Source organism: Labrys sp. (in: a-proteobacteria) (assembly GCF_047605565.1).
Taxonomy (GTDB): Bacteria; Pseudomonadota; Alphaproteobacteria; order Rhizobiales; family Labraceae; genus Labrys; species Labrys neptuniae.
In genome coordinates this window covers 1-16,108 of the sequence record NZ_JASGFM010000070.1, presented here as the reverse complement: position 1 = coordinate 16,108, position 16,108 = coordinate 1, and the positions used below count along the sequence as shown (strand labels likewise).

The window sequence follows — 16,108 nt, the reverse complement described above, 5'->3', positions numbered from 1 at the left end:
TGATCATCGGCAGCAGGATGCGGTTGACGATGAAGGCCGGGAAGTCCTCGGCCACCGCAACCTGGCGATCGAGCTTGGTGATGAAGGCCTTGGCGGATTCAAACGTGCCGTCATCCGTGGCGATGCCGCGGATGATCTCGACCAGTTGCATCACCGGCACCGGATTCATGAAGTGAATGCCGATGAAACGCTCGGGCCTATCGGTCGCCGCGGCCAAGCGCGTGATCGAGATCGAAGAGGTATTGGTGGCGAGGATCGCCTCCGGCTTCAGATGCGGGCAGACATTGCCGTAGATCTTGACCTTGACGGCCTCGTTCTCGGTGGCGGCCTCGATCACCAGATCGCAAGCACCCAGACCTTCCACATTGGGCTCGGCCTTGATGCGGGAGAGTGCTTCGTCGTTCTGGGCCTGCGTGATGAAACCCTTGGAGACCTGGCGCTTGAGATTGCCGTTGACGGTGGCCAGGCCATTGTTGACCCGATCTTCCGACACGTCGTTGAGCACCACGTTCAACCCGGCCAGAGCGGCGACATGCGCGATGCCGCTGCCCATTTGCCCGGCGCCCACAATCCCGACCGTCCTGATATCCACCGTCATTTCCAGTTCCCTGCCATTTGCTCGATCTTATCGAGGCAATCGGCGCGTGGGAAGACCGCAGTCGCAGCTTTCCTGCAGGCCTGTCGGTCGAAATGGTCGCATTCTGACGCCGGCCTCTCGCGAGGAGAAGTGCGTCCCATGCGGCCCGACCTGCCGGAAGAATATCACGAAACGGGCTGCCTGGAAAAATGCAGCTCGATGAAACCGTGATTTCCCTAGATCAGGCAATGCCCGCCATCGATATGGATGGTCTCGCCCGTGGTGAAGGCACTCTGCATCAAATAGAGATAGGCAGGGGCGACATCTGCGGGGGTCGCGATCCTGCCCGCCGGCAGGCGGCCCACCATGCCCGCGAAGACGCCGGATTTGGCCTCTCCGACGATCTCGTCCCACATCGGCGTATCCACCCAGCCAGGCGAGACGATGTTCACGCGCCGCGGCGCCAGTTCCAGCGCCAGGGCGCGGGCGAAGAAGCCGAAGGAACCGGCGATCGCCGAAACGACCGCGCCTCCGGGAACCGGCGGCCGGTCCTTGTTGATTCCGGAGGTGAAGATCATCGAACCGTCCCGCCTCAAGGTGGCGGCGGCGTGCTTGGCCAGCATGACGGCGCCGATCAGCTTGTTGTCGACGAAGCGCCGTACCATTGCCATGTCGGTGCGTTCGATAGGATCGCCTGGCGGCGGCGTTCCGGCCGTCGACACCAGATGATCGAAGGCGCCGGCATTCTGGAAGAGCCGGGCAAGATCGGCCTCTTCCGTCATGTCGGCAACGACGGATCGCACCTGCAGGCCCGCATCGAGGCTCTGCTCCGCAGCCCGCAGCTTGTCGGGTGAGCGGCCGACGATCACCACGTCCGCACCGTTCTCCAGGGCCGCCCTGGCGACGCCAAGGCCGATGCCGGAGCTCCCCCCGACGACGATGATCTTCTGTCCCGTGAACGCGGCCATGGGAAACCTCCGATTGTCTGCTGTCACAGGGATGGGTCAGGCCCGGCCCGCATAGGCCGCCTCGAGATCGGCGACGATGATCTTGGTCATCTTGTATAGGGCCTGTCTGACCCGATCCGCCTTCTCGCGGTCGGGATCGGCCATCAGCCGCAGTATGACCTCCGGGATGACCTGCCAATAGACGCCATATTTGTCCGTCAGCCAGCCGCACGGCTTTTCGGAGCCGCCATCGGCCGTGAGTGCCTGGTAGTAATAGTCGGTCTCGGCCTGATCTGACGTCTCGACATAGAGCGAGAGCCTTTCATTGAAGGGCGGCATCGACCCGGCGTTCAGCGCCGTCAGGCGCAGCCCCTCGAGTTCGAAGTCGAAAGTGGCATGCGGAACCGTCCTGTTCGTCCCGGAGATCCAATCGGTGAACTCGGTATCCCCGAGCGCCTTGGCGTTCTTGAAGACCGACAGATAGAAGTCCCGGGCCTCCCGGGCATTCAGGTTGAACCAGAGAAAGGGATGGATCGTTGCCATACTGTCCTCGTGAGGATTGATCACAAATCCTGCGCATTGTGGGCAGCAGATTCTCGACAGACAAACCAAAATTCGGCATATTCCTGTGATTCAAACTCACAGATATCATGGCTCGTAAACTTCCACCCCTTCATGCCCTGCCGAGTTTCGAGGCCGCAGCCCGGCATCTGAGTTTTTCCCGGGCGGCGCAGGAGCTCAACGTCACCCATGGCGCCATCAGCCGGGCGATCAAGACTCTCGAAGACCGCCTCGGCGTCCTCCTGTTCGAACGCACGAGCCGTACGGTGCGCCTGACTACCGTCGGCGCCCCCTATGCGCGGGCGGTTCGCGACGTGCTCGACCAATTGGGGGTCGCTACCGCTGCGGCGACGGCCCACCAGTCGAGCTCGACCCTGAACGTCAGCACCTCCGACGGCTTTGCGGGACGCTGGCTGGTGCCACGCCTCTATCGTTTCCATCGCGCAAACGGCGATATCGACGTGCGGGTCTCGACCACCGGCAGGCTGACCAACTTCCTGGGCGACGGCATCGACATCGCCGTACGCTATGGCGGCGGCACCTATCCGGGCCTCACCTCGGAATTCCTCATGGGCGAAGAGGTCTTTCCCGTCTGCAGCCCGAAGCTGCTGGAGGGCGCTCATGCGCTGCGCCGGCCCGAGGATCTCAGGCACCACACCCTGATCCATGACGGTTTTCCGATCAATTGGGCGAGCTGGCTCGCTAGTGCCGGGGTCGAGGGTGTGGATCCGCATAGCGGGCTCACCTTCGATTCCTATTCCTTCGCCGTCGAATCCGCGGCGCAGGGCGAAGGCGTCGTACTCGGCCGGACCATGCTGGTCGCCGCCGATCTCGCTGCCGGTCGGCTGGTACGCCCTTTCGGACACGCTCTCAAATCCCTCTCCAGCTTCTATGTCGTCTATCCCCCCGACGCCATCCGACAGCGCAAAGTGAAAGCTTTTCGCGACTGGCTCTTTGCGGAGATGGCGCCGCCATCGGCTTGACCACGGCCTAAGGCCTTGCAGCCGAAGCCTGGCGTGCCCTATTTAAGGCGGCAAAGTCTCGCATTGGCGATGCGGGCGGATCGGGCGGCGAAACCCGCAAGCAAGGCCGGGTCCTCGGCCGCGCGCCCCGCCTTCCGGCACATGGGAGCTGGGACGGCACGCTCCTTCCACCTTGTCCAATTCATTTGAGAACGCACGACCGATCATGACGATTTCGAACGAAGACGAATTGCTCAAGCTCAAGGAGATCGGCCGCATCGTCGCCAACACGCTGGCGGCGATGGGCGCTGCGCTCGAACCGGGCATCACCACGGCCGAGCTCGACGCGATCGGCCGCAGGCTGCTCGAACGGGAGGGAGCCCGCTCCGCACCCGAACTTTGCTACGATTTCCCCGGCGCGACCTGCATCAGCGTCAACGAGGAGATCGCCCACGGCATTCCGGGCCAGCGCCGGATCGAGCCCGGCGACCTCGTCAATATCGACGTCTCCGCCGAGAAGGATGGCTTTTTTTCCGATACCGGCGCCTCCTTCGCGGTGGAGCCGGTCTCCAAGGCCACCCAGCGCCTGCTCAGGGACGGCAAGCGGGCGATGTGGACGGGTATCCGCCAGGTTGGCGCCGGCCTGCCGCTCGCCAATATCGGCAACGCCATCGGCGAATTCGCCCGCAAGAACCGCTATACGCTGGTGCGCAATCTCGCCAGCCACGGCGTCGGCCGATCCCTGCATGAGGAGCCCAAGGAGCTCGCGACCTGGCCTGATCGCTCCGAACGCCGGAAGATGCAGGAAGGCCTGGTGTTCACGGTGGAACCGTTCCTTTCCCTGGGCGCCGAATGGGCTGCGGATGGCGACGATCCGTGGACATTGTTCAGCGAACCCCGCGCCCCGACCGTGCAATATGAGCATACGGTGGTGGCAACCCGCACCGGTCCCCTCGTCCTCACGCTGGCGGCGTGAGGCCACCCGGAGGAAGCGAGAAGCAAGCCCAATGGACGCCACCATTCTCGCAGGCCTCTACCAGGCCTACATCGCCTGCCTCAACCGGCAGGACTGGAGCGAACTCGGGCATCATGTCGATGAGGCTGTCGAGCATAATGGCCGGCGGCTGGGGCTGTCAGGTTATCGCGGCATGCTCATCAAGGATTTCGAGGACATTCCCGACCTGGCCTTCCACATCGAGCTCCTGGTCTGCGAACCGCCCCTTGTGGCAGCCCGGCTCGCCTTCGATTGCACGCCGAAGTCCGGCTTCCTCGGCCTGAAGCTTGACGGGCGCAGGGTCTCGTTCACGGAGAATGTGTTCTACACTTTCAAGGCCGGGAAGATCGTCACGGTATGGTCTGTAATCGACAAGGCCGCGATCGAGGCGCAACTGGAGCTCTGACGAACGGTCCCGCCAAGAGGCGAGAATGTGTCGCGGTCCGGCCGCCACTTGCGACAGCGTCGATCTCGGGTGCTATGGTCGCCGCCCAACCCCGAAGCAGATGGAAGCCGACGATATGCCCTCCTTTGACGTGTTGCTCGCCTTCATCGTCACGACGGCCCTGTTTTCCGTACTGCCGGGCCCCTCCATGCTCTATGCCGCGGCCAGAACCATGGCGGGTGGGCGCCAGGCCGGGCTGATGGCAGCGCTCGGCCTGCATCTGGGCGCCTATGTCCATGTCGCCGCAGCGGCCGCCGGCCTGTCGGTGCTGTTCCATGCAGTGCCCATCGTCTATGCCGGCGTCAAGCTCGCCGGTGCCCTCTACCTGATCTGGCTTGGCATCACCCTGTTCCGGGCGCGGCAAAGCACGGATGCCGGGACGACCGGCGCCACTCGCTCGGCCAGCCAGGCCTTCGCGCAAAGCGTCACCGTCGAGGTGCTCAACCCGAAGACCGCGCTGTTTTTCCTGGCCTTCCTGCCGCAATTCGTCGACGGAGCCGCCGCGTTTCCGCTCTGGCTGCAATTTGCCATCCTGGGCACGGTCGCGAATGTCCTGTTCGGTTTCGTCGATGTGGTGATCGTGATGCTGGCCGCCGTGATCATCGGCCGGCTCAAGCGTTCCTCCGGCGTGCAGCGACTGATGCGCCGCGTGGGCGGGGCGATCCTGGTCGGCATGGGCGTCCATCTCGCCCTGCAGAGGGGTTAGCGAAAGCCCACGATATTGATCGAGAATACCGTCGCGATCAGCCGCATTGCTGCGCGAGCAGCCCCTGATAGAAGCCGAGCTCGGTCACCCTCGCCGACCAGTCGGCATCGGGATTCAGCTGCGCCGTCCCGCATCGCCGCATGATTGGAGCCGCCGTTTTCAGCACGTCGACACGCCACCGATAGACTTGGCAGATGGCGGCCTGGTCAGTCGCACTGACGGCCCTCAGCTCTTGATCCGAAGCTCGCATGGCCTGTTCCGCCGCCACGACCTCAGTGGTGCAGGAGGATCTGTAGGGCGAGAGAGCGATCCACGAGGCGAGGAAGGCGATCGCGGCTGCCGTCGCGAAAAGGGGCGTCCTCCACCGCTTGAGTGACGGCATGAAGATGGCCTCCGGTTCTGGTTTTCTCAATCAGCCAGATTCGTAACGCTGTTTCGCTCCGGATCAAGGACATCCTTTTCGCGCCACCGGCGTTGAAGGGCCTGAGCTCCCCTCGACGCCGGTGCAGTATCGAAGGCTCTCACGCGGCCGGAGCCAGTTGCTCCCGCGGCTTGGCGAAAGGCCGGAAGGTCAGAGCGATCAGCGTCGCCGCGATGCCCATGCCCCAGGAGCCGACATAAAGCCACATATAGGTATTGAAGTAGTCGTAGATCATGCCGCCCAGCAACGGGCCGAGTGACATGCCCAGGCTGCCGGCCATCGCCGTGCCGCCGATGATGGTGCCCATCATCTTGAGCGGGAAATTCTCGCGCACGATCACGGCATAGAGCGGCATCACGCCGGCATAGATGAAGCCCACCACCACGGCTACGGCATAGAACTGGCCGAGCTGGCTGGCAAAGGCATAGAACAGCACGCCGAAGGCCTGGGCGAACAGCCCGATCACCAACATGCGCTGGGCACCGAAGCGGTCGCCCATCACGCCGAAACCGATGCGTCCGAACATGCCTGCCAGGCCCTCGACGCTGTAGATGGTGACGGCGGCGATCATCGGGATGCCGCAAGTCACGGCATAGCTCACCGTGTGGAAGATCGGCCCCGAATGCGTGGCGCAGCAGAAGAAATTGGCCAGCATCAGCACGATGAACTGCGGCGAACGCACCGCCTGGCGCAGCGTCATATCCGATTGCGGCTCGTTGGCCAGAGCTGCTTCGTTGCCCTGCTCCAGGGCAGGCGGCCGGCGCAGCAGCAGAGAGGTCGGAATCATGACGGCAGCAGCGATGGCTGCGATGATCAGCATCGACGTCCGCCAGTCATGGATGGTGACCAGCCAGGCGGCGAGCGGCGCCATGGTCATCGGCGCCATGCCCATGCCGGCCGAGACCAGCGACACAGCTAGGCTGCGCTGGGTATCGAACCAGCCGGTGACGCAGGCCATCATCGGCGCGAACATGGCAGCGACCGCCACACCCACCAGCACGCCGAAGACGAGCTGGAACTCGACCAGCGATCCGGCCTGGCTGGCCAGGGCCAGGCTGGCGGCAAGCAGGACGGCGCCGGCCAGCACCACCGGACGCGGGCCGAAGCGGTCGGACAGATTACCCCAGACCATGCTGGCTAGCGCCATCGCCAGGAAGCCGAAGGTCATGGCGGTCGAAATGCCGGTCACCGACCAACCGGTCGCTGCCGACATGGGTTTGAGGAACACCGGCAACGAGAACATCGCGCCGATGGCAACACATCCGAGCAAGCCGCCTGCGGCGACGATCACCCAACGATAGGAATTCCTGTCCATCATGGTCCACCCGTTCCTGTGCCGCGGGCTGCATCGCATCTCGCGCTTCGTCGGGAAGGACGGGAAGCGCAAGGACGCGACGAAACAGGATGTGTGAGCAACGAGCGTTCACGTCCGAGCGCCTTTGCTCCAGGCCTGTCGCGGCGATACCTCAAGGACGCACGAGCAACTGACGATCCGACATGCGATTGCAAAATTATTCTGGTTGCAAAATGCTATCAGAAAATACGCAGCGCGCAAACATGGCGTTGTGGCCGAGGACAGGCCTAGCCAGCCCCCCCTGCCCTCGTTTCCGGCCGGAATCGTCGCCACAAGCCTCCCGTTCGGCCGAGCGTCGTCTCAGCCGGCGACCTCAACTCTGCCATTGGCAGCCGAGGAGGTGGGAGTAACAAATCCGGCGACATTCCAAGGCGAGGGAAACAGGCCTGGAGCAAAGCGCGTCCTTGCGATTCTTGTCGATGCCGCCAAATCACAAAACCCTTTAGGGTTGGCGCAGCCCTGTCGCCAAGGCGCGAAAAGTCTCCACGGCCTTGGGCAAAACCTTCTGAGGATTCTCGCTCGCGGCGATCCACAAGGCTGCATTGAGTGCAGCCGCACTCAACAGCCGGGCCGCGGCTTCGGCATCCAGCGGTTTCATGATGCCTTGCCCGATCAGGCGTTCGACCGTTCGCTTCGTCACCTGCAGGCAATTGTTCTGGCTCGGCCATAGCGAGGGATCGCCGAGGACCGCCGGCCCGTCCAGCAGAACGATGCGCTGCACCTCCGGATCGAGCGCCATCTCGATATAGGCCACGCCCTCGATCAGCAGACCTTCCCATTCGTCCTGGGCGTGGATGGCCGCCTGATGCGCACGCTCCGCCATCTCGGCGTCGATCTGGTTGACCACGGCGGCCAGAAGCCCGCGCTTGTCGCCGAAATTGTGATAGAGCGCGCCCCGCGTCAGGCCGGCTTCCGCCGTCAACTCATCCATCGAGGCCGCAGCATAGCCGGTTCTTGCAAACGCCCTGCGCGCGGCCGCGATCAACTTGGCGCGGTTCTCCTCCATCGTCTCGGCCCGGCGTCTGGCAGCCATCGCAGTTCCTTTCATATACGCATCGTATCTAGGTTGACATACGACACGTATGCCCATAATTCGAGATACGTAACGTATATCAAATGCGGTGGGGCTGTGTGAAGCCCTAGCAGCATCGAGCGAGATCCGCACGTAACCCAATCATGGAAAAGGACTGAGGACATGGCACAGCGTGAGGCAGTTTTCCCGGCGGATCGGCATGCGCTCTACGAGGCGCACGGCTATTCGGCTGCAATCCGATCGGGCGACCTCCTGTTCGTGTCGGGCCAGGTCGGCAGCCGCCCCGACGGCACGCCGGAACCCGACTTCGAGCGCCAGGTGCAACTGGCCTTCGACAATCTGAGGGCAACGCTGAAGGCGGCGGGTTGCGGCTTCGACGACATCGTCGACGTGACCAGCTTCCATACTGATCCCGAAGCCCAGTTCGAGACCATCATGGCGGTGAAAAACCGGATCTTCGACCGCCTCCCCTACCCGAACTGGACGGCAATCGGCGTGAACTGGCTGGCGGGTTTCGACTTCGAGATCAAGGTCATCGCCCGCCTTCCCGAAAACCTGGATTGACCTGCGCAATACACGCGCGCGTCACGGCAGGCAGCGTATTCGCAAGATCTCGAAGCGCTTTCGGACCGCTGGGTCCAAGGTTTTAATATCGTCACCATCTTTTCGCCAGGCTGCCGGGCGTTCATGACCATGGCCAACGTTTTGAAGTCCTTTTGGAAGCTTCTGTTGGCCCTGGTGGCAGCTGGAGCCGTTGGAAGCGTAATCCAGCTTTCCGGCCTGGGCCTGGAGTGGCGGCTAGTCTTGGTCGCGCTCGTCGATGTCTGTCTGATCGTAGCGGTCGTTCAACTGCTGCGTCGCTGGGCAAAACCTGCGGCAGCGGCCAGTCCAAGACCGAATATCATTCTCTCGACAGGCGCTGCAGCCCTCCTTGCGGTTCTGGCCGGCGTAGCAAGTTTCTACTTCGCCCACGCCGTGATCGCCCAGACCGCCGTACGAATCATCGAAAGCCCTACCGCCGGCGGCAATCACCTGGAGATCTTTGGCTCCAATGCCATCGTGCAGGCCTCCGTCCCAGTGCCGCCGAAAGCGACCTGTCGCACCTATGACATTGCCGGCTGGGATCGGGCCGCCAGCCTGAAGGTCAATGCCGGAGGACCCGCCCCCAGCTATCAGATCCAGGGCCTGGTTCGTCCGCAGGCGATCATCGTCGACTGTGGAGCAAACACGCTCAGCGACCAAAGGGTGCAGGTGACGCCAGCAGATGCCCAGGTTCTCCGAACGGCGGGAGTTGGCACGTTAAACGGAACGATCTGGATCGTGGGAGGGATCATATGGCTTATCGGCGTCTTCCTGTCTTGGCTATCTTTCCGATAGCGGCATTGCTGGCGCTCGTGTCGTCAGCCATCGGCGACGAAAGCCAGGTCCCTCATCGGGGACGTGTCGTCGACCAGGACACCATGCAGCCCCTGCGTGCCGAAGTGCGGGCCTGGGCGACCGGGGTCCAGGTCGTGCCCGACGGCGCTTGCCAGAAGGAAGCGAACGCGGACGCCAAGCGCCTCGATGTCGCACGCACGTCCGACCAGGGAAATTTCGACATCAGGCTCGGCTCTCAAACCCGCCTCTACACGGTCGTCGCCTGCGCCGACGACTATCAGCCTGCCCTCGAGGAGAACCTGCCGAACACCAAGGGCCGCAAGACCGTGGTGCCCTACCCGATCACCCTGGCGTCCCTCGGCACCACCTATGCCAAGAGCGATGTGTTCCAGGACGACGTTCAGCTTACGGTAGCCTCCACGCTCAACCGCCTGGCCAATCTGCGCAGACAGAATCCCGATGGCTTCGATAGCGCCCTGGCCGACTACATCAAGCAGCTTTCCGAAATCAAACCCGACCTGGCAAAACAGCTTGCCGTGCTCGGCGACATCGTGCGCAACTGGCAGAGCAAAATCGAGTGAGGGGCAGGCGGAATCTCGTCCGATAGTAGGGACGTCGAAGCAATCCGGTCTCGGCAAGGCGGATATACGCGGCCTGAGGATTGCTTCACCGGGCTCGCAATAACTGAAAATCTGCCGAAGGCTCACTCTGATCTTCACCAGCTGCTGCACGGATCAAGCTGCGAACAGGCTGGTGGCCATATAGTCGACGAAAACCCGTACTTTCGGGGAGAGATATCGATTGCTCGGCCACAGCACGCGGAAGGTCCCGGCCTCGGCCAGATGGTCTTCCAGCAGAGACGTCAGGCTGCCCCGTGCCAGTTCCGAAGCGACCGCAAAGGGCGGCAGGCAGGTGATGCCGAAGGCCTGCTCGGCCAGATAGATCAGGGGCTCCAGCGTGCTCGCGATCGTGGTCTGGGGCAAATCGAGCTTGAGCTCGCGCCCGTCCCGCACCAGCGGCCAGGGTTCGAGCCTGCCCGAATTGGCATAGCAATGGTGCAGGCAGCGATGGCCGAGCAAGTCCTCCGGCACGTTCGGCGTACCATTGGCGGCGAGATAGGCAGGCGCGGCAACGATCCTGTGCTTGAAGGTCCCGAGTTTGCGGCTCATCAGGCGCGTGTCCCTGACCTCGCCGGTGCGGATTACCGCATCGAAACCTTCCTCGATCACATCCACCAGCCGGTCCGTAAAATCGAGATCGAGATCGATCTCAGGATAGGCCGCCATGAAGGCCGCGATCGTCGGCATCAGCAGCATACCGGCGAGCGGCAGGCTCACGCGCAACTGCCCGCGCGGAATTGCCTGCGACCGCGACAATTGCGCCTTCACGGCCTCGAACTCGGAGTGGATGCGCCGGCAAGTATCGAGGAAGAAGCCTCCCTCCTCGGTCAGCGCCATGCTCCGGGTCGAACGATGGAACAGGCGCACACCCATCTCCTCCTCGAGCCGGGCGATCGCCTTGCCGACGGCCGACCCCGACAGGCCGAGGCGCTGCCCCGCGGCCACGAAGCTTCCGGCTTCGGCGGCCTGGATGAAGATGCTGAGCGTTCCGAGCCGGTCCATAGGTGACAATTACGGAATAAATTTCCGATGTGATACGATTACCGGACCATTTATCCGCTATTTTGCCCTCGATATCCAGATGGGGCCGCGGCGAGCCCGCCGCGTTTTCATCGGAGACACTCATGGACACCAAATCCCCGGCTGCTTTTTCGGCTGCCCCTGTGCCGACCACCTTCGTCGTCAACGTCATTCACGCCCATCCCGGCAAGCAGGAGGAGGCCTTCGCGGTCATCCAGGACGTGGTGCACTTTGTCGCCGAGCACAAGGAAGGCTTCCTGTGGAGCACCCTGGCCAGGAGCACGGACGGACTGACAGTCGTCAACATCGAGGCAATCCAGGGCGCCGGCAATGTCGGCGAGTTCTTTTCCGACCCCGTATTCGCGACAAAATTCCGCAAGCTCGACGAGGTTTCCAGGAGTGAGTTTCACACTTACACCGTCGGCGATCTCGTCCTGCCGAAGCGCGTAGCGACGATCTGATCGTCCTGTCCCGCGCCGGTGCCCAGACCCGTCAGGCGGCATGGCGGTCCCCCGGCGCGTCTCCCCCTTATGAAAGCGCCTGCCGCCTTTGTGGCTGGCAGGCGACCCCCACCAGATGGGCGCCGGGGCCGACGAACCAGCGCAAGGCCCCGGTCTCGAATTGCACGAAGCCTTCGCTCTGCAGCGTGGTGAGCAGGCGATGCGCCGTCGATGGCGCCAGGCTCGTGCCGCGAACGACTTCCGAAAGCGTCATGCCGCGCGGATCCTGGGCAATGCATTTGAGGATCGACAGGGCTCGCAACACAGCCTGCACGCAACCATGACCGACGGCACCATCGCGATCCTCGCGAAATTGGCGGGGATTGCCGAATGGCAGTCCCTGCGTGTCGCCGGCGATGCCTCCCAGATGTTGATCGAGTGCTTCCAAAGCAGACACCGGTTCTCCCTCCCGTTGTTTTGCGGACGCTCCCTCGTTATGTTGCCGTTCCTCTTATACGTCCAATATATCATTCGGATCGGGTGATATTATTGAGATATTTATTATCACCGAAATCGATCGATAGCAGAGGGCCATTTGGACCGGTCGGATTGCCACTGCCGGCTGCGCCGCCAAAGAAAAACCTCCCCCTGCAGGACGCGGAGGGAGGCTGAGGAAACAGAGCGCATTCAGCTAAGATGCAGTTTCCATGCCCTAGCGAGACGAGGAAGCCTCTTCGCCTGGCAGAGCGGTCCCCTGGGCTGTCTTCTCGTAAGGGCCGGCACGCTCGCCGTTCAGGACGCGGTTGGCCTGTGCTCTGTCGATATCGCCTTCCCACACGGCAATGACGACGGTGGCGACGCAGTTTCCGATGAGATTGCCGAGCGCCCGCGCCATTCCCATGAACCAGTCGACCGACAGCACCAGGACCAGGCCGATCACCGGAATGACGGGCAGCGCCGACAGGGTAGCGGCGAGAACGACGATGGCCGATCCCGGTACGCCATGCGCCCCCTTCGAGGTCAGGAGGGCGACCCCCAGCACGACCAGGAGATCGGTTTCCGAGAGCGGTGTATTGGTAGCCTGCGCGATGAACACCGCAGCCAGGGTGAGATAGATGGAGAAGGCATCGAGATTGAAGGAATAACCCGTCGGGATGACCAGGCCGACGGTGGAATCCTTGATCCCCATCCTCTCAAGCTTGCGCATGATCTGCGGAAGCACGCTGTCGGACGAGGCGGTGCCCAGGACGATCGTCAGTTCTTCGCGCAGATAGATCAGGAACTTGATCAGGCTGAAACCGGCCATCCGCATGATGATGCCGAGCACCACCAGCACGAAGAAGATCACGCTGACATAGAACAGGAGGACGAGATAGCCGAGCTGCTGCAGGGAGCCGACCCCGTATTTGCCGACCGTGAAGGCGATGGCGCCGAACACGCCCAGCGGAGCGAGCCGGACGATGAAGCCGATGATCTTGAAGAGAACGTCGGTGGCGATGTGGATGAAGTCGGCCACGGGCCGGCCACGTTCGCCGAGCAAAGACAGCCCAGCGCCGAACAGGATGGCAATCAGCAGGACCTGGAGAATGTCCCCCTTGGCGAAAGCATCCGTGACAGTCGTCGGAATGACGCGCAGCAGAAAGTCGACCCCGCCGGTGACTTCGCGCACATGATCGGTGTAATTGGCGAGCGCGCTGCCATCGAGTGTCTTGGGATCGATGTTCATGCCGACGCCCGGCTGGAAGAAATGGGCCATCAGCAGGCCCAGGCACAGGGCGATCGTCGTCACCACCTCGAAATAGACGATGGCCTTGACGCCGACCCGGCCGACCTTTTTCAGATCCCCCGCCCCGACGACACCATGGACGACGACGCCGAAAACCAGGGGCGCAATCACCATCTTGATCAGCTTGATGAAGGCATCGCCGAGCGGCTTCAACTGGCTGGCAAAGCCCGGCCAGAGAATGCCGACCACTATTCCCAGAACAAGCGCTATGACCACCTGCCCGAACAGGGATCTGAAGAATCTGAGCATATATTTCCTCCACGGTCGGCGCCGTCATTGTTTCTGATTTTGCCGAAGGAGCGGTCAGTTCCCCAAAGGGGTCCGGTAACGGTGCGTTCTCCCAAACGTCGTCCGCCACACTCCCGATCGCAATGGCGCCGTATGCAGCAACGCTTAGAGCACAAAATCCCAGCGCCAGGAGGCGCGATTCCATATCATGGAAACGGGTATCGTAGCGCCACCGACGGAAGATTACCCAAAGGCATTCCGGTCTTGCCTAAGGCGAAACAAGAAAATAGGCACGCGTCTCATCCAGGAACCGGTTCACCACGGCGCAGTGATCAGAGCGATACAGCATGATGACATCGGCAATCGGCGCCGGCTCAACCAGCGCCCGGTAGACGACACCGGGTCGCAGCATTTCCTTCGCGGCCTCCGGCACGAGAGCGACACCGAGACCTGCAGCAACCAGGCTGAGCAGCGAATAGGATTCGACGACCTGCTGGGTGATATTGGGGTCAAATCCCGCCTCGATGCAGCATTCCTTGAGATAGCGGGCAAATCGGGAATTCTTCACCCTCAGAAAAACGAACTGCTCGTTCCTCAATTCGGAGAGTTCGATCCTCTCATTGACCGCCAGCGGATGCGACTGCTGCAGGGCCACACCGACTTTTTCCTCCCACGCCAGTTCGGTGACCAGATCGGGATCGCCGACCGGCCCCCGCAGGAAACTGATGTCGATCTTGCGTGCGTGAAGGGCGGCCTCCTGCTCGAGCGGCGGCATCTCGCGGATACGCACCTGGACTTCCGGCACGCGCAGGCGAAACCGGGCGATCAGACCCGCCAGCGGCCCCATCAGCACCGATCCGGTGGTGGCAAGGTCGAGCGTCCCGATCTGCCCCCGGCCAATGGCGTGCGTCTGTTCGGCGGCTTCGTCCACCTGGGCAAGGATCGCAGTCGCATGATCGCGAAAGGCGAGGCCGGCGGCGGTCAATTCGACACGCCGTTTGTTTCGCAGGAAGAGCTGGGTCTTGAGTTCGTATTCCAGGTCCTGGATCTGCGTGCTCAGAGGGGGCTGGGAAACGCCAAGCCGAGCGGCGGCGGCCCGGAAGCTGAGTTCCTCGGCGACAGCGATGAAATAGCGCAGATGACGCAGTTCCATAATCTCTCCCCTGTCTGGCACTTCGATGAGCCCAGGCTAGCGCGTCATCTTCGAGTCTCGCTGATATTTCACAACACCGCCTCCCCCAATCCCGCCCATCTGCGCCTCGCACGGCCCGGCGAGGCAATCGATCAACGCGCCATCGCGCCGTCGATCCACGCCCGCACCTCGGGCAGGACATAGCCGAGGCTGAGATGGCCGGCCCCCTCCACGGGCATGAAGGTCTTGGGCTGGTTGGCGAGGTCGTAGAGGCTCTTGCCGAACGCGAAAGGAATGACACCATCGGCAGTGCCGTGCACGACGAGCAGCGGGACCTTCACCTTGGCGATGCGCTCGTCGGAGGGGAAGGGATCCAGCATCACCCAACGCACCGGGAACATGCCATAGAGGCGGGAAGCCACGGCGAGAGCCGAGGTGAAAGGCGAATCGAGCACCAACGCGCCCACGCTGTGTCGGGCCGCCAGGGCGACCGCCACGCCCGAGCCCAGGGACTGGCCGACGACCACGATGCGCTCGGGTGCCGTTCCGAGAGCCAGCACCTTGGCATAGGCAGCCTCGGCGTCGAGCAGCAAGCCCTGCTCGGAGGGCGAGCCGGTGGAGCCGGGATAGCCACGATATTCCACCGCCATCAGGCCGTTGCCGCCGGCCACCAACGCGCGCAACAGCTCGGTCTGCAGGGTGAGATTGCCGCCATTGCCGTGGAAATAGAGCAGAAGGGGCCTGCCCGGCACGGGCGCGACATGCCAGGCGATCAGTGTCTCGCCATCTTCGGTGCGCAGCTTGACGACCTCGGCGCCGGCTATGGCGGGTGGCAGCACCTCGCCGCCCGGCTGGAAGACGAAGGAGCGCTGGGCAAAGGCCAAAGCGGCGAAGGCCGCCAGATAGAGCGCCGCAACCAGGGCGGCAATAACAATCAGGAACTTCGACACCAAGCAGGCTTTCCAGGACGGCACAGGAAGCGCAATTCGCCATGGGCCGGCAGGGAACGCAAGGGCGAAGGGAACAGCGTTGGGGGTATCGATGGCCACCGCATACAAACGTCATTGCGAGCGTAGCGAAGCAATGACGATCTCCATCATGGTAGATGCATTTCGGCCTCGGCCATGTTTCCAAAGAAAATGTGCCGGCCCGTGAGGGCCGGCACACTCAAATCATCCGATAAAGACGGGCGGATGCCGCCCGTTGTCCCTACTTACCGAGCTTGGCGAGTTCGTCCTTGAGCTCCGGCAGGGCGGTGTAGAGATCGGCGACCAGGCCGTAGTCGGCGACCTGGAAGATCGGGGCCTCTTCGTCCTTGTTGATGGCGACGATGACCTTGCTGTCCTTCATGCCGGCCAGATGCTGGATGGCGCCGGAGATGCCGACGGCGATGTAGAGATCGGGCGCGACCACCTTGCCGGTCTGGCCGACCTGCCAGTCATTGGGGGCATAGCCCGCATCGACCGCGGCGCGCGAGGCGCCCATGGCGGCGCCGAGCTTGTCGG

General features: G+C 62.8%; 20 protein-coding genes. 8 read left to right on the top strand and 12 right to left on the bottom strand.

From position 1 onward, the window contains the following. The 3 genes from QM672_RS31755 to QM672_RS31745 form a co-directional block, all read right to left on the bottom strand. The coding region (locus tag QM672_RS31755) for a 3-hydroxyacyl-CoA dehydrogenase NAD-binding domain-containing protein (RefSeq protein ID WP_415087296.1) at positions 1-598 on the bottom strand (598 nt) is incomplete at its 3' end. Between the two features lie 215 nt (positions 599-813). Continuing rightward, positions 814-1,545 (bottom strand): SDR family oxidoreductase, encoded by a 732-nt coding sequence (locus QM672_RS31750; protein ID WP_415087295.1) that lies wholly within the window; start codon positions 1,543-1,545, stop codon positions 814-816. A 36-nt stretch (positions 1,546-1,581) separates the two neighbouring features. After that, positions 1,582-2,067, bottom strand: coding sequence for a VOC family protein (locus QM672_RS31745; protein ID WP_415087294.1), 486 nt, complete (start codon positions 2,065-2,067; stop codon positions 1,582-1,584). A 107-nt stretch (positions 2,068-2,174) separates the two neighbouring features. Between QM672_RS31745 and gcvA the strand changes: the two genes are divergently transcribed. From gcvA to QM672_RS31725, 4 genes are all read left to right on the top strand, one after another. Further along, positions 2,175-3,068, top strand: coding sequence for a transcriptional regulator GcvA (gcvA, locus tag QM672_RS31740; RefSeq protein ID WP_415087293.1), 894 nt, complete (start codon positions 2,175-2,177; stop codon positions 3,066-3,068). Between the two features lie 205 nt (positions 3,069-3,273). After that, entirely contained in the window at positions 3,274-4,023 is a 750-nt protein-coding gene (map, locus tag QM672_RS31735) for a type I methionyl aminopeptidase (RefSeq protein ID WP_311935664.1), read from the top strand. A 31-nt stretch (positions 4,024-4,054) separates the two neighbouring features. Further along, complete coding sequence (locus QM672_RS31730) at positions 4,055-4,447, top strand: ester cyclase (protein ID WP_367625977.1); 393 nt, start codon at positions 4,055-4,057, stop codon at positions 4,445-4,447. Between the two features lie 115 nt (positions 4,448-4,562). Beyond that, positions 4,563-5,192 (top strand): LysE family translocator, encoded by a 630-nt coding sequence (locus tag QM672_RS31725; RefSeq protein ID WP_367625978.1) that lies wholly within the window; start codon positions 4,563-4,565, stop codon positions 5,190-5,192. A gap of 37 nt (positions 5,193-5,229) precedes the next feature. Here QM672_RS31725 and QM672_RS31720 read toward each other — a convergent pair whose 3' ends face one another. From QM672_RS31720 to QM672_RS31710, 3 genes are all read right to left on the bottom strand, one after another. Beyond that, entirely contained in the window at positions 5,230-5,574 is a 345-nt protein-coding gene (locus QM672_RS31720; protein WP_415087292.1) for a hypothetical protein, read from the bottom strand. 139 nt (positions 5,575-5,713) lie between these two features. Next, on the bottom strand, positions 5,714-6,931 hold the full coding sequence (locus QM672_RS31715; protein ID WP_367625979.1) for an MFS transporter: 1,218 nt from the start codon (positions 6,929-6,931) through the stop codon (positions 5,714-5,716). Positions 6,932-7,409: 478 nt separating this feature from the next. Then, positions 7,410-8,000: a TetR/AcrR family transcriptional regulator gene (locus tag QM672_RS31710; protein WP_394312445.1), complete on the bottom strand. Its 591-nt coding sequence runs from the start codon at positions 7,998-8,000 to the stop codon at positions 7,410-7,412. 162 nt (positions 8,001-8,162) lie between these two features. On the opposite strand from QM672_RS31710, the gene QM672_RS31705 reads away from it, so the two are divergent. From QM672_RS31705 to QM672_RS31695, 3 genes are all read left to right on the top strand, one after another. Then, a complete protein-coding gene (locus tag QM672_RS31705; protein WP_311935646.1) occupies positions 8,163-8,564 on the top strand; it encodes a RidA family protein in 402 nt (133 codons plus the stop codon). Positions 8,565-8,687: 123 nt separating this feature from the next. Then, complete coding sequence (locus tag QM672_RS31700; RefSeq protein ID WP_311935643.1) at positions 8,688-9,377, top strand: hypothetical protein; 690 nt, start codon at positions 8,688-8,690, stop codon at positions 9,375-9,377. Then, positions 9,335-9,958, top strand: a complete 624-nt coding sequence (locus QM672_RS31695) for a hypothetical protein (protein WP_311935639.1) — start codon at positions 9,335-9,337, stop codon at positions 9,956-9,958. Before QM672_RS31700 ends, QM672_RS31695 begins: the two co-directional genes overlap by 43 nt. A 153-nt stretch (positions 9,959-10,111) precedes the next feature. Here the strand turns inward: QM672_RS31695 and QM672_RS31690 are convergent, their stop codons facing one another. Further along, on the bottom strand, positions 10,112-10,999 hold the full coding sequence (locus QM672_RS31690; RefSeq protein WP_311935636.1) for a LysR family transcriptional regulator: 888 nt from the start codon (positions 10,997-10,999) through the stop codon (positions 10,112-10,114). Positions 11,000-11,121: 122 nt separating this feature from the next. On the opposite strand from QM672_RS31690, the gene QM672_RS31685 reads away from it, so the two are divergent. Further along, entirely contained in the window at positions 11,122-11,478 is a 357-nt protein-coding gene (locus QM672_RS31685; RefSeq protein ID WP_068294413.1) for an antibiotic biosynthesis monooxygenase, read from the top strand. 67 nt (positions 11,479-11,545) lie between these two features. Here the strand turns inward: QM672_RS31685 and QM672_RS31680 are convergent, their stop codons facing one another. From QM672_RS31680 to QM672_RS31660, 5 genes are all read right to left on the bottom strand, one after another. Further along, positions 11,546-11,914, bottom strand: a complete 369-nt coding sequence (locus QM672_RS31680) for a helix-turn-helix domain-containing protein (protein WP_082980035.1) — start codon at positions 11,912-11,914, stop codon at positions 11,546-11,548. 255 nt (positions 11,915-12,169) lie between these two features. Then, the gene (locus QM672_RS31675) at positions 12,170-13,492 is read right to left on the bottom strand and encodes a dicarboxylate/amino acid:cation symporter (RefSeq protein WP_415087291.1); all 1,323 of its coding nucleotides are present in this window, start codon (positions 13,490-13,492) and stop codon (positions 12,170-12,172) included. Between the two features lie 247 nt (positions 13,493-13,739). Further along, the gene (locus QM672_RS31670; protein WP_415087290.1) at positions 13,740-14,624 is read right to left on the bottom strand and encodes a LysR family transcriptional regulator; all 885 of its coding nucleotides are present in this window, start codon (positions 14,622-14,624) and stop codon (positions 13,740-13,742) included. Positions 14,625-14,755: 131 nt separating this feature from the next. Next, positions 14,756-15,553 (bottom strand): alpha/beta hydrolase, encoded by a 798-nt coding sequence (locus QM672_RS31665; protein WP_415087297.1) that lies wholly within the window; start codon positions 15,551-15,553, stop codon positions 14,756-14,758. A gap of 259 nt (positions 15,554-15,812) precedes the next feature. Then, the coding region (locus QM672_RS31660) for an electron transfer flavoprotein subunit alpha/FixB family protein (RefSeq protein ID WP_415087289.1) at positions 15,813-16,108 on the bottom strand (296 nt) is incomplete at its 5' end.